The following is a 12,441-nucleotide window of genomic DNA, read 5'->3' as shown; positions in this document are numbered from 1 at the left end:
GTTCAGTCACTCCCCGCGGTCGCGTCGGCCAGTGCGCTCGCGCCACCGACGATCTCGCTGATTTCCTGGGTGATTTCGGCCTGGCGGGCCGCGTTGGCAAGCCGGGTGAGGTTCTCGATGAGATCCCCGGCGTTGTCGGTGGCCGACTTCATCGCGCGCCGCGTGGCGGCGTGCTTCGAAGCGGCCGACTGGAGCAGCGCGTTGTAGATACGGCTCTCCACATAGCGCGGCAGCAGGGCGTCGAGGACGTCCTCCGCCGACGGCTCGAACTCGTAGAGCGGCAGGATCTCGCCCTTGGGCGCTTCCTCGGCCACCTCTTCGAGGCTGAGCGGCAGCAGGCGGGCGTCGACCGCCGTCTGCGTCATCATCGAGACGAACTCGGTGTAGACGATGTGGAGTTCGTCCACGCCGCCGTCCGCCGTCTCCTTCTCGATGGCCTCGATCAGCGGCGCCGCGACCTTCTTGGCGTCCGCGTACGTCGGCTCGTCCGTGAAGCCCGTCCACGACTCCGCGATCCTGCGCTCACGGAAGTTGTAGTGCGCGACACCGCGACGGCCGACGATGTACGTGACGACCTGCTTGCCCTCGCGCTCCAGCCGCTCGGTCAGCTGCTCCGCCGCCTTGATCGCGTTGGAGTTGAAGGCACCGGCCAGACCGCGGTCGCTCGTCAGAAGCAGTACCGCGGACCGGGTCACCGTCTCGGCCTGCGTGGTCAGCGGGTGCTTGGTGTTCGAACCGGTACCGACCGCCGTGACCGCGCGGGTGAGCTCGGTCGCGTACGGCGTGGAGGCCGCCACCTTGCGCTGCGCCTTGACGACGCGCGAGGCGGCGATCATCTCCATCGCCTTCGTGATCTTCTTGGTCGCGCTGACGGATCGGATGCGACGCTTGTAGACCCGGAGCTGGGCTCCCATGAGTCAGGTCCCTTCCTTACGTCACTTGGCGGCAGCGGCAGGAACGTCCTCGCCGAGCAGCTTGCCGTCCGAGGTCTCGAACTGCTTCTTGAACTCGGCGACGGCGTCGTCGATCGCCTGGATGGTGTCGTCCGACATCTTGGCGCCCTCCTTGATGGAGGTCATGAGGCCCTGGTGCTTGCGGTGCAGGAAGTCCAGGAGCTCACGCTCGAAGCGGCGGATGTCGACGACCGGAACTTCGTCCATACGGCCGTTGGTGCCGGCCCAGATGGAGACGACCTGGTCCTCGGTGGCCATCGGCTGGTACTGCGCCTGCTTCAGCAGCTCGACCATGCGCTGACCGCGCTCCAGCTGCGCCTTCGACGCGGCGTCCAGGTCGGAACCGAAGGCGGCGAACGCCTCCAGCTCACGGAACTGGGCGAGGTCCACGCGCAGACGGCCGGAGACCTGGCGCATCGCCTTGTGCTGGGCGGAGCCACCGACACGCGAGACCGAGATACCGACGTTCAGAGCCGGGCGCTGGCCGGCGTTGAACAGGTCGGACTCCAGGAAGCACTGGCCGTCGGTGATGGAGATGACGTTGGTCGGGATGAACGCCGAGACGTCGTTGGCCTTGGTCTCGACGATCGGCAGACCGGTCATCGAGCCGGCACCCATGTCGTCGGAGAGCTTGGCGCAGCGCTCCAGCAGACGGGAGTGCAGGTAGAAGACGTCACCCGGGTAGGCCTCACGGCCCGGCGGGCGGCGCAGCAGCAGGGACACGGCGCGGTAGGCGTCGGCCTGCTTCGAGAGGTCGTCGAAGATGATGAGGACGTGCTTGCCCTCGTACATCCACTGCTGACCGATGGCCGAACCGGTGTACGGCGCCAGGTACTTGAAGCCGGCCGGGTCGGACGCCGGGGCGGCGACGATGGTCGTGTACTCCAGCGCGCCGGCGTCCTCCAGGGCGCCGCGCACGGACGCGATGGTGGAGCCCTTCTGGCCGATGGCGACGTAGACGCAGCGGACCTGCTTCTTCGGGTCGCCGGTGCGCCAGTTGTCGCGCTGGTTGATGATCGTGTCGACGGCCAGGGCGGTCTTGCCGGTCTGGCGGTCACCGATGATCAGCTGACGCTGACCGCGGCCGACCGGGGTCATCGCGTCGACGGCCTTGTAGCCGGTCTCCATCGGCTCGTGCACCGACTTGCGCTGCATGACCGTGGGGGCCTGCAGCTCAAGGGCGCGGCGGCCGGACGTCTCGATCTCGCCGAGGCCGTCGATCGGGTTGCCGAGGGGGTCGACGACACGGCCGAGGTAGCCCTCGCCGACCGCGACCGAGAGCACCTCACCGGTGCGGTGCACCGGCTGGCCCTCCTCGATGCCGCTGAACTCACCGAGGACGATGGCACCGATCTCGCGCTCCTCGAGGTTGAGGGCGAGGCCGAGGGTGCCGTCCTCGAACTTCAGCAGTTCGTTGGCCATGGCCGAGGGCAGGCCCTCGACCTTCGCGATGCCGTCGCCGGCAAGGGTGACCGTACCGACCTCCTCGCGCGAGGCCGCGTCCGGCTTGTACGACTGGACAAAGTTCTCCAGCGCGTCCCGGATCTCCTCCGGCCGGATCGTGAGCTCCGCCATCTGGGTTCCCTGCTCTCCTTGTTGGGCCCGAAGTTTCTGTGGGGGTCTGGGGGCGACCCCCAGGAATCCTCTGCACGGCCCAACGCGGGCCGTAGTACTGCGTATGGAGTTGCTGCTAGCTCGCCATGCGGCGACGGGCGTCCTCGAGCCGGTCCGCGACCGACCCGTTGATCACCTCGTCACCGACCTGCACCTGCATCCCGCCGACGACCTCGGGGTCCACGTCCAGGTTGAGGTGCATCTCGCGGCCGTAGAGCTTGGCCAGTGCGGCGCCGAGGCGCTGCTTCTGCGTGTCGCTCAGCGGGACCGCCGAGGTGACGACGGCGACCATCCGGTTGCGGCGCTCGGCCGCCAGCTTGGAGAGGGACTCGATTCCCGTCTCCAGGCTACGTCCCCGCGGCACCGTCACAAGGCGCTGCACAAGACGCTCGGTGGTCACGTTGGCCCGGCCGCCGAGCAGCCGGTGCAGCAGCTCGGTCTTGGCTGTGACGCCGGCCGCACGATCCGTGAGCGCGGCGCGAAGCTCCGTGTTGGAGGAGACGATCCGGCCGAAGCGGAACAGCTCGTCCTCTACGTCGTCCAGCGCGCCCGCCTTCTCGGCGCCGGTGAGGTCGGCGAGGTTCGCCAGCTCCTCCAGCGCGTCCACCAGGTCACGCGGCTGCGACCACCGCGAGCGCACCATGCCGCCGAGCAGGTCCACGACCGGCCCGCTGACCTGGCTGCCCAGCAGACGCCGGACCAGCTCGGCCTTGGCCTCGGCGGCCTGCGCCGGGTCGGTGAGGGCCCGGCGCAGCCCGGCCTCGCGGTCGAGCAGCGCGGTGACGGCGGCCAGCTCGTCGGCGAGCTGCGCCGCGTCCACGGACGTGGCGTCCGTCAACGCGTCGAGACGCTCACGTGCGGCAGCCAGGGCCTCGCGGCTCGCTCCGTGCACTGTCATCGAGCAGCCTCAGCCTTCGAAGCGGCCTCGTCGAGCCCGTCGAGGAAGCGGTCGATCACACGGCTCTGCCGGGCGTGGTCCTCCAGGGACTCGCCGACGAGCTTGCCGGCCAGCTCGGTGGCCAGCGTGCCGACGTCCTGCCGCAGCGCCTGCGCGGCGGCCTTGCGGTCGGCCTCGATCTGTGCGTGACCGGCGGCGATGATCTCCTCGCGCTGCCGCTGGCCTTCCGCCCGCATCTCGGCGATGAGCACGGCGCCCTGCTCCTGCGCCTCCTGGCGCAGCCGCGCGGCCTCGTGCCGGGCTTCGGCGAGCTGAGCCTTGTACTGCTCAAGCACGCTCTGGGCCTCGACCTTCATGGCGTCGGCCTCTTCGATACCGCCTTCGATCGCCGCGCGACGCTCCTCCAGAACCTTGTTGATGTTCGGAAGCAGCTTCTTCCAGAAGAAGAAGAACACGATGGCGAAGGCGATGGTGCCGACGAGCAGCTCGGGGCCGGCCGGGACGAGCGGGTTCTGCTCGGTCTCCTCGGCCGCCAGCTGCACCAGGTTGGCGATCACATCAGTGCCTTTCGTCGTCGATTCGTGCCAGTAAGAAGGTGATTACTTACCGAACACGAACGGCATAACGATGCCGATGAGGGCGAGCGCCTCACAGAAGGCGAAGCCCAGGATCTGGTTGGCACGGATCAGACCGGCGGCCTCGGGCTGGCGAGCCAGGGCCTGGGTGCCGTTGCCGAAGATGATGCCGACGCCGATGCCGGGGCCGATGGCGGCGAGGCCGTAACCGATGGAGCCGACGGAGCCGTGGACACCGGTGGCAGCGGCGAGGGTCTCAAGAGCGGACATGCCGGTTCTTCCTTCTCTTTCATGGACCGGTGGGGGTTGGCCACCGGACGTCAGGGGGTGTGCGGGCAGGTGGTTCGACTCAGTGGTGCTCGGCGAGAGCGCCCTGAAGGTAGGAGCAGGCGAGGAGCACGAAGACGTACGCCTGGACGGCCTGGATGAAGAGTTCGAAGATGATCATGGCCAGGGTCATCACGAACGAGACGCCGGCGGCCGGGATCATGTAGCTGTTCAGCAGGTACCAGGAGGCGACGGTGAACATCACCAGCATCAGGTGACCGGCGAACATGTTGGCGAACAGTCGCACCGCGTGCGTGAACGGGCGGACCAGCAGGTTCGAGAAGAACTCGATGACCATGACGAGCGGCAGGACCGCGCCGAGCGACTTGTCGTAGCCCGTGATGTTCTTGAAGAAGCCGACGAAGCCATGGCGCTTGAAGGTCAACGAGACCCACATGATCCAGACGATCGCGGCGAGGACCATCGGGAAGGCGATCACCGAGGAGACCGGGAACTGGGCCAGCGGGATCACCGACCAGACGTTCATGATCCAGACGAAGAAGAACAGCGAGACCATGAACGGGACGTACTTCTCGCCCTCGCGCTTGCCGAGCGTCTCGTAGACGACGCCGCGGCGCACGAAGTCGTAGCCGGCCTCGGCCACCATCTGGAGCTTGCCCGGCACCACCTTGGCGTTGCCGAAGGCCGCCCAGAAGAACGCGACGACCAGCACGGTGGTGATCAGCGCGAGCAGCATCACCTTGTTGAACTCGAAGCCGCCCGCCGTGAACAGGGGCTTGAAGAGGAAGGAGTTCAGGCCCGGTGCCGGAAAGCCACAGCCGTTGTCGGCCAGGATGCGGCAGCTCCAGTCAAAGGCGAGCTGGGTCTGGTCAGCACTCACCGCGGGCTCCTTCGGCGTGACGCATGGGTTCGGCAACCTCGTTGTGTCGGCGCGGCGCGCAGCCGCGGATCGGCACCGGACTGGTGTTACGGATGTGGGGGCGGCCTTCGGGCATCGAGCCTCGCGATTGAGCAGGCGTCAGCTCAGATGCCCGCGCCCGCGATGCCGCAGTTGGCACCGGACGATAGCAGGATCTCTCACGCGTCTTTATCCCGGCCCTACCCCTCACGGCGTGGACCCTGTCTTCTCGGGCTTCTCGCTCTTCTCGGAGTCCGGGTCGACGTAGAAGATCTTGGCCTTCATATGCGCGCGTGCCTGCGCCGCCATCCACACGACCGTCGCGATCACGAGTGCGAGCGCGAACGTCTTCGGATCGAAGAGAGAGGTGCCCTTGAAGAGAGCCACGAAGATCAGGAGCAGCAGGAGCTGAGCGACGTAGAGCATCAGCCCCATGGCCTGGAACAACTGCGGGAGCGTTTTTGCCGTCCACTGCAGTACGTAGAGCCCGACCCCCATGAAGACGAGGGCGAGCAGCGTGCCGACGGCCGCACCGAGCGCCCCCTTGCCCCCTGCGATCACGCCGCTGACGGCGACGGCGACCACGCCGACGGCCGCTGTGGGCACAGCGATCTGCAGTAGGTTCCGGGCGTCATTGGACGGCATGGCGGCAACTCCGCTTGCTGAAGGGGGCAGGGTGTCGTCATGGACGAGCGTAGTCCCGGGGCGAGTAGGGACCTCACACCGAGGGGCCGTCACAGAGGGCCCTCCGGCTCTATCCCCGGGGTTCTCGTGAACCGTATCACAAACTATTTGATGCGGTCTTTACCAAGGGGGTGTGCCCACCGTCACACATGAGAGTGAAGGTGCGCGTCTGTGCGCGTGGCACACCCAGTTGTCTGGTATTGGGGTGCTATATACCCCCACGAATTGGCAACGCACTCGTCAGATTCTTACTTTGCGCGTCAGCGTGACGACCCGGCTTCGCGCCGCTCCGGACGCGACCGGGAGCCCAGCGCGGTGGCCCCGTTCACCGCCGTGGCACCCGCGGCGACGGGGGTGCGATGCGCCTCCCCGGCCACGGCCGCCCCGTTCACCGGCTCCAGGTCCTCCCCGCCGGTCCCGGCCGCCGCCGGCCCGGCCTCGGCGAGACGCCCGCGGCGGTAGCGGGGCGGCACGAAGGCCTCGGCCCAGCGCGGGGCGCGCGGGGTGAACCTCGGCAGCAGGAGCAGCACCAGACCCACCGTGCTCAGCGCCATGATGCCGAGCACGATCCACATGGACGCCGAGTTGACGGAGTAGGCCAGGGCGCCGAAGGAGATGAGCGCCGCCCAGAAGTACATGATCAGCACGGCCCGGCTGTGCGAGTGGCCGATGTCCAGCAGCCGGTGGTGGAGATGCCCGCGGTCCGCGGCGAACGGCGACTGGCCGCGCCAGGTGCGGCGCACGATCGCGAGGAAGAAGTCGGCGACCGGGACGGCGATGATCGTCAGCGGGAGCAGCAGCGGGATGTAGACCGGGACGGTCTGGTGCACCGTCGCACGCTCGGAACCGGAGAAGAGGTTCATCGCGTCCGGGTCCACCTGGCCGGTGACCGAGATCGCGCCGGCCGCGAGCACCAGCCCGATCAGCATCGAGCCCGAGTCGCCCATGAAGATCCGCGCCGGGTGCATGTTGTGCGGCAGGAAGCCCAGACACATGCCCATCAGGACGGCCGCGAACAGGGTCGCCGGGGCGGCGGCCTCCAGGCCGTAGCCGTACCAGATGCGGTACGCGTACATGAAGAACGCGGCGGCCGCGATGCACACCATGCCGGCGGCGAGGCCGTCGAGGCCGTCGACGAAGTTGACCGCGTTGATCGTGATGACGACCAGCGCCACCGTCAGCAGGGTGCCCTGCCACTGGGTGAGCGAGACCGTGCCGACGCCCGGGACCGGCAGCCACAGGATCGTCAGACCCTGCATGACCATCACGCCCGCGGCGATCATCTGGCCGCCCAGTTTGATCAGGGCGTCGATCTCGAACTTGTCGTCCAGCACGCCGATCAGCCAGATGAGCGCGGCACCGGAGAGCAGGGCCCGGGGCTCGTTCGACTTGGCGAAGACCTCATTGAGGTTCTTGAGGTGGTCGGCGACCAGCAGTCCCGCGCACAGGCCGAAGAACATGGCGATACCGCCGAGCCGGGGAGTCGGTTCCCGGTGCACGTCCCGGGCCCGGATCTCCGGCATGGCTCCGGCCACGATCGCGAACTTGCGTACCGGCCCTGTCAGCAGATACGTCACCGCGGCCGTGATGCAGAGCGTCAGCAGGTATTCACGCACGGGCTTCCCCACAGGTCTCGCTGGACGTCCTCAGCCCCACAGCCTAGCTTCGCGTGCATACGGTTGAGGACTCACGGGTAGCCACGATGGTTGCATGTGTGGCTGTGTACTCGGCTGCGTCTACCCCTCAGCGCCCGGGATACGGCGGAAATCCGTCGGTGAGCTCCCGCACTTCTTCACGCGCCCGCTTGGGCTTCGTCTCCTCGCGCAGCACGGCGCCGAACAGGGCGGCGATCCGCGCCATCTCCGTCTCGCACATGCCCTGCGTGGTCACCGCGGCGGTGCCCAGGCGCAGCCCCCGGACGTCGCCGTGGGGCAGCGCACAGGTGTCGAGGACCATACCGGCCGCCGCGAGCAGGCCCCGGGCGGTGTGGCCGTCGACACCCAGCGGGGCGGGGTCGACGGTCAGCAGATGGGTGTCGGTGCCGCCGGTGGTCACATGCAGCCCCTCGGCGGCCAGGGCCGCGGCGAGCATCCGGGCGTTGGCCACCACCTGGTGGGCGTAGATCCCGAAGTCCGGGGTCGCCGCTTCCCCGAACGCGACGGCCTTCGCGGCGATGCTGTTCATCTGGGCGCCGCCCTGGGTGAACGGGAAGACGGCCCGGTCCACGCGTTCGGCCAGTTCGCCGCCGCACAGGATCATGCCGCCGCGCGGGCCGCGCAGCACCTTGTGGGTGGTGGCGCAGACGACGTCGGCGAACCGCACCGGGCTGGGTGCCGCTCCCCCGGCGACGAGCCCGATCGGGTGCGCGGCGTCGGCGACGAGATACGCCCCGACCTCGTCGGCGACCTCCCGGAAGAAGGCGTAGTCGATATGGCGCGGATAGGAGATGGACCCGCACACGATGGCCTTGGGCCGGTGTGCACGGGCCAGGGTGCGCACCTGCACATGGTCCATCAGCCCGGACTCCGCCTCGACGCCGTAGCCGACGAAGTCGAACCAGCGGCCGGAGAAGTTGGCGGGCGAGCCGTGCGTGAGGTGGCCGCCGTGCGGCAGTCCGAGGGCGAGCACGGTGTCGCCGGGCCTGAGCAGGGCGGCGTACGCGGCGAGCATCGCGGACGATCCCGAGTGCGACTGCACATTGGCGTGCTCGGCCCGGAACAGCGCCTTGGCCCGCTCCACGGCGATGCGCTCGGCCACGTCGACCAGCTCGCAGCCGCCGTGGTACCGGGCCCCCGGGTACCCCTCGGCGTACTTGTTGGCTAGCGGGGAGCCGAGGGCGGCGAGCACCGCCGGGGAGGTGAAGTTCTCGGCGGCGATGAGCTGCAGCGTCGTCGACTGCCGGGCGAGTTCCCCGAGGAGGATCTCGGCGAGCTCGGGATCCTGCCGGCGCAGGACGTCGGCTTCGAGGGTGTGGGTGACCGCCATGGTGGTCTCCGGGGATCCAGGCGTCGGGGTGTACGTCCAATGTAGGCCCGCACCCCCTGTGGCGCCCGGGCGCCACGTCCGCCGAGCCGTCCCGCGGACGCACCCCGGCGAGGCCGTCACCGGCGCCGGATCAGGCCCGTGCGGGCACTCCCGTCAGTGCGGTCACCACCGGGTCCAGGGCCTGGTGGATCTCGTCCCCGATCGAGCGGAAGAACGGCAGCGGCGCCCCGTACGGGTCGAACACCTCGTCGGCCTCCGCCGTCGGCGCCAGCAGCCAGCCGCGCAGGGCCGCCGCGGCCCGCACCAGGGCGCGGGCACGGGCCACCACGCCGTCCTCCAGAGGAGGCAGCGTCGCGGGGTCTATCGCCCGTACGAGACGGGTGAACTCCTTCAGCGTGAAGGTGCGCAGGCCCGCCGAGTGGCCCATCGAGATGACCTGGGCCCGGTGGTCACGGGTCGCGGTGAGGACCAGGTCGGCCCGGATGACGTGCTCGTCCAGGAGTTCCCGGCCGACGAAGCCGGAGGCGTCCGCGCCGAAGTCCGCGAGGACCGCCTCCGCGTTCGCCTCCATGGGGGCACCCTCGTGACCCCAGGTGCCCGCGCTCTCCACGATCAGACCGCCCATGACGCTCCCCGCGACGAGGCCGGGCGCGGGGCAGCCGAGCCGGTCCGCGAGGAAGTGCCGGGTCAGCCGCTCGGTGATCGGCGAGCGGCACACATTGCCGGTGCTGACGTGGAGGATGCGAAAGGTGTCGCCCGGGAGGCCTGGCTCCGCCAGGCCTCCCGTCCGGTCCTCGTTGCCTATGCCACGCCCTGCGTCGGGCGGTGTCAATTCGCCACCTCGAGGTCGGGTACGACCTTGCGCAGCTCCTCCGCCGACAGTGCGCCTTGGCGCAGCAGCACCGGTACCTTGCCGGTGACGTCGACGATCGACGAGGGGACGTTGCCGGGCGTGGGGCCGCCGTCGAGGTACACGGAGACCGAGTCGCCGAGCATCTCCTGCGCGGCGTCACAGGTCTCCGGTGCCGGGTGGCCGGTGAGGTTCGCGGAGGAGACGCCCATCGGGCCGACCTCCGTCAGCAGTTCGATGGCGACCGGGTGCAGCGGCATGCGCACGGCGACGGTGCCACGGGTGTCCCCGAGGTCCCACTGCAGCGACGGCTGGTGCCGTGCGACGAGCGTGAGCGCGCCCGGCCAGAACGCGTCCACCAGCTCCCAGGCCATCTCGGAGAAGTCCGTGACGAGGCCGTGCAGGGTGTTCGGGGAGCCGATCAGGACGGGCGTGGGCATGTTGCGGCCCCGGCCCTTGGCCTGGAGCAGGTCGGTCACGGCCTCCGAGGAGAACGCGTCGGCGCCGATGCCGTACACGGTGTCGGTCGGCAGCACCACGAGTTCGCCACGGCGGACGGCGGACGCGGCCTCGCGCAGACCCGTCGCGCGGTCGGTCGCGTCGTTGGTGTCGTATCGCCGTGCCATGTCTAGAGGACCTCCTCGTACACGTCCTGCTGAGGGAAGAGATGCTGGGGCGCGCTCACGGCAGTGCCTTGCGTGCGGTCGCGAAGCGCGGGCGGTTGTTGAGGTCCGGGTGGTCGGCCGCGTCGGCCCAGCCCCGCTCCTCGGTGAAGATCCACGGCACCTGGCCGCCCTGGGTGTCGGCGTGCTCGATGACGACGACTCCGCCGGGGCGCAGCAGCCGGTGCGCGGTCCGTTCCAGACCACGGATGAGGTCGAGGCCGTCCTCGCCCGAGAACAGGGCCAGGTCCGGGTCGTAGTCCCGGGCCTCGGGAGCGACGTACTCCCATTCGGTCAGCGGGATGTACGGCGGGTTGGAGATCACGAGGTCGACCTGGCCGTCGAGGTCGGGGAAGGCCGTGCGGGCGTCGCCCTGGCGCAGGTCGACCCTGGACCCCTCGACGTTCTTGCGGGTCCACTCCAGGGCGTCCTCGGACAGCTCCACGGCGTGCACCCGCGAGCGCGGCACCTCCTGCGCCAGGGCGAGCGCGATGGCGCCCGAGCCGGTGCACAGGTCCACGATCAGCGGCTCGACGACGTCCATGGCCCGTACGGCGTCTATGGCCCAGCCGACGACCGACTCGGTCTCCGGGCGGGGCACGAAAACGCCGGGGCCGACCTGGAGCTCCAGGTAGCGGAAGTAGGCGCGCCCGGTGATGTGCTGGAGCGGCTCGCGGGCCTCACGGCGGGCGATGACCTCCCAGTAGCGGGCGTCGAAGTCCGCGTCCTTCACGGAGTGCAGCTCGCCCCGCTTGACGCCGTGCACGAACGCGGCGAGCTCCTCCGCGTCATTGCGCGGCGAGGGCACGCCGGCGTCGGCCAGCCGCTGGGTGGCCTGGGCCACCTCTGCGAGCAGCAGGTTCACGCTGGTCCTCCGGGGCTGAGCGTTGTGCGGGTACGGGGGCTTACGCGGCGGCGAGCTTGGCGGCCGCGTCCGCGTCGACGCACGCCTGGATCATCGCGTCGAGGTCGCCGTCCAGGACCTGGTCCAGGTTGTACGCCTTGAAGCCGACCCGGTGGTCCGAGATGCGGTTCTCGGGGAAGTTGTACGTACGGATCTTCTCGGAGCGGTCGACGGTGCGGACCTGGCTGCGCCGGGCCGCGGCGGCCTCCTTCTCCGCCTCCTCCTGCGCCATGGCGAGCAGCCTGGAGCGCAGGATACGCATCGCCTGCTGCTTGTTCTGCAGCTGGCTCTTCTCGTTCTGGCAGGAGGCGACGACGCCCGTCGGAATGTGCGTGATGCGCACGGCGGAGTCGGTCGTATTGACGGACTGGCCGCCGGGGCCCGAGGAGCGGTAGACGTCGATACGGAGGTCGTTCGGGTTGATCTCGACGTCGACCTCCTCCGCCTCCGGGGTGACCAGCACACCGGCCGCGGAGGTGTGGATACGCCCCTGGGACTCCGTCGCGGGCACGCGCTGCACACGGTGCACCCCGCCCTCGTACTTCAGCCGGGCCCACACGCCCTGGCCGGGCTCCAGCTGGCCGCGGGACTTCACGGCGACCTGGACGTCCTTGTAGCCGCCGAGCTCGGACTCGGTGGAGTCGATGATCTCGGTCTTCCAGCCGACGCGTTCGGCGTACCGCAGGTACATGCGCAGCAGATCGCCGGCGAACAGGGCGGACTCGTCGCCGCCCGCACCCGCCTTGATCTCCAGGATGACGTCCTTGTCGTCGTTGGGGTCGCGCGGGACGAGCAGGAAGCGCAGCTTCTCCGTCAGCTCCTCCCGCTGCCGCTCCAGGTCCTTGACCTCCGCGGCGAACTCCGGGTCGTCAGCGGCCAGTTCGCGGGCGGTCTCGATGTCGTCGCCGGACTGCTTCCACGAGCGGTACGTGGCGACGATCGGGCTCAGCTCGGCGTAGCGCTTGTTGAGCTTGCGCGCGTTCGCCTGGTCGGCGTGGACCGACGGATCGGCCAGCTTCTTCTCCAGGTCGGCGTGTTCCCCGACCAGTTCCTCGACCGCCTCGAACATCTCCGGCTCCCTGGGTGTCCCCCGCCCGACCGGGGCGTGGGGGACGTACGTACGACAATGA

The 12,441-nt window shown here is 69.4% G+C and carries 13 protein-coding genes; all 13 read right to left on the bottom strand.

What is annotated here, in order from left to right:
- Positions 1-2: 2 nt before the first annotated feature.
- Entirely contained in the window at positions 3-914 is a 912-nt protein-coding gene (locus AB0L95_RS10940; protein WP_365160215.1) for a F0F1 ATP synthase subunit gamma, read from the bottom strand.
- Between the two features lie 21 nt (positions 915-935).
- Positions 936-2,528, bottom strand: coding sequence for a F0F1 ATP synthase subunit alpha (gene atpA / locus AB0L95_RS10935; RefSeq protein ID WP_365160212.1), 1,593 nt, complete (start codon positions 2,526-2,528; stop codon positions 936-938).
- A 115-nt stretch (positions 2,529-2,643) separates the two neighbouring features.
- Positions 2,644-3,459 (bottom strand): F0F1 ATP synthase subunit delta, encoded by an 816-nt coding sequence (locus AB0L95_RS10930; protein WP_365160419.1) that lies wholly within the window; start codon positions 3,457-3,459, stop codon positions 2,644-2,646.
- 2 nt (positions 3,460-3,461) lie between these two features.
- Complete coding sequence (locus AB0L95_RS10925) at positions 3,462-4,022, bottom strand: F0F1 ATP synthase subunit B (protein WP_365160209.1); 561 nt, start codon at positions 4,020-4,022, stop codon at positions 3,462-3,464.
- A gap of 42 nt (positions 4,023-4,064) precedes the next feature.
- Positions 4,065-4,310: an ATP synthase F0 subunit C gene (gene atpE / locus AB0L95_RS10920; protein WP_234514092.1), complete on the bottom strand. Its 246-nt coding sequence runs from the start codon at positions 4,308-4,310 to the stop codon at positions 4,065-4,067.
- A 79-nt stretch (positions 4,311-4,389) separates the two neighbouring features.
- Positions 4,390-5,160 carry a F0F1 ATP synthase subunit A gene (atpB, locus tag AB0L95_RS10915; RefSeq protein ID WP_365160416.1) on the bottom strand — a complete coding sequence of 257 codons (771 nt, stop codon included), beginning with the start codon at positions 5,158-5,160 and terminating at the stop codon, positions 4,390-4,392.
- Between the two features lie 273 nt (positions 5,161-5,433).
- Complete coding sequence (locus AB0L95_RS10910; protein WP_365160204.1) at positions 5,434-5,871, bottom strand: hypothetical protein; 438 nt, start codon at positions 5,869-5,871, stop codon at positions 5,434-5,436.
- A gap of 299 nt (positions 5,872-6,170) precedes the next feature.
- On the bottom strand, positions 6,171-7,526 hold the full coding sequence (locus AB0L95_RS10905) for an MraY family glycosyltransferase (RefSeq protein ID WP_365160201.1): 1,356 nt from the start codon (positions 7,524-7,526) through the stop codon (positions 6,171-6,173).
- A 127-nt stretch (positions 7,527-7,653) separates the two neighbouring features.
- Positions 7,654-8,895, bottom strand: coding sequence for a serine hydroxymethyltransferase (glyA, locus tag AB0L95_RS10900; protein WP_365160194.1), 1,242 nt, complete (start codon positions 8,893-8,895; stop codon positions 7,654-7,656).
- 130 nt (positions 8,896-9,025) lie between these two features.
- The gene (locus tag AB0L95_RS10895; protein ID WP_365160191.1) at positions 9,026-9,727 is read right to left on the bottom strand and encodes a protein-tyrosine-phosphatase; all 702 of its coding nucleotides are present in this window, start codon (positions 9,725-9,727) and stop codon (positions 9,026-9,028) included.
- Complete coding sequence (locus AB0L95_RS10890) at positions 9,724-10,371, bottom strand: L-threonylcarbamoyladenylate synthase (protein ID WP_365160188.1); 648 nt, start codon at positions 10,369-10,371, stop codon at positions 9,724-9,726. Before AB0L95_RS10890 ends, AB0L95_RS10895 begins: the two co-directional genes overlap by 4 nt.
- A gap of 55 nt (positions 10,372-10,426) precedes the next feature.
- On the bottom strand, positions 10,427-11,272 hold the full coding sequence (gene prmC / locus AB0L95_RS10885) for a peptide chain release factor N(5)-glutamine methyltransferase (protein ID WP_311697358.1): 846 nt from the start codon (positions 11,270-11,272) through the stop codon (positions 10,427-10,429).
- Between the two features lie 40 nt (positions 11,273-11,312).
- Positions 11,313-12,380: a peptide chain release factor 1 gene (gene prfA, locus AB0L95_RS10880; protein ID WP_365160184.1), complete on the bottom strand. Its 1,068-nt coding sequence runs from the start codon at positions 12,378-12,380 to the stop codon at positions 11,313-11,315.
- Positions 12,381-12,441: the final 61 nt, after the last annotated feature.

Source organism: Streptomyces sp. NPDC052036 (genome assembly GCF_040680495.1).
Lineage (GTDB): Bacteria > Actinomycetota > Actinomycetes > Streptomycetales > Streptomycetaceae > Streptomyces.
This window is presented reverse-complemented; position numbering and strand designations above follow the sequence as displayed.

Excerpts from the sequence above, each read along its gene's own strand:
- AB0L95_RS10940 (WP_365160215.1), bottom strand. The coding sequence starts at position 914 with ATGGGAGCCCAGCTCCGGGTCTACAAGCGTCGCATCCGATCCGTCAGC.
- atpA (WP_365160212.1), bottom strand. The coding sequence starts at position 2,528 with ATGGCGGAGCTCACGATCCGGCCGGAGGAGATCCGGGACGCGCTGGAG.
- atpE (WP_234514092.1), bottom strand. The coding sequence starts at position 4,310 with ATGTCCGCTCTTGAGACCCTCGCCGCTGCCACCGGTGTCCACGGCTCC.
- AB0L95_RS10910 (WP_365160204.1), bottom strand. The coding sequence starts at position 5,871 with ATGCCGTCCAATGACGCCCGGAACCTACTGCAGATCGCTGTGCCCACA.
- glyA (WP_365160194.1), bottom strand. The coding sequence starts at position 8,895 with ATGGCGGTCACCCACACCCTCGAAGCCGACGTCCTGCGCCGGCAGGAT.
- AB0L95_RS10890 (WP_365160188.1), bottom strand. The coding sequence starts at position 10,371 with ATGGCACGGCGATACGACACCAACGACGCGACCGACCGCGCGACGGGT.
- prfA (WP_365160184.1), bottom strand. The coding sequence starts at position 12,380 with ATGTTCGAGGCGGTCGAGGAACTGGTCGGGGAACACGCCGACCTGGAG.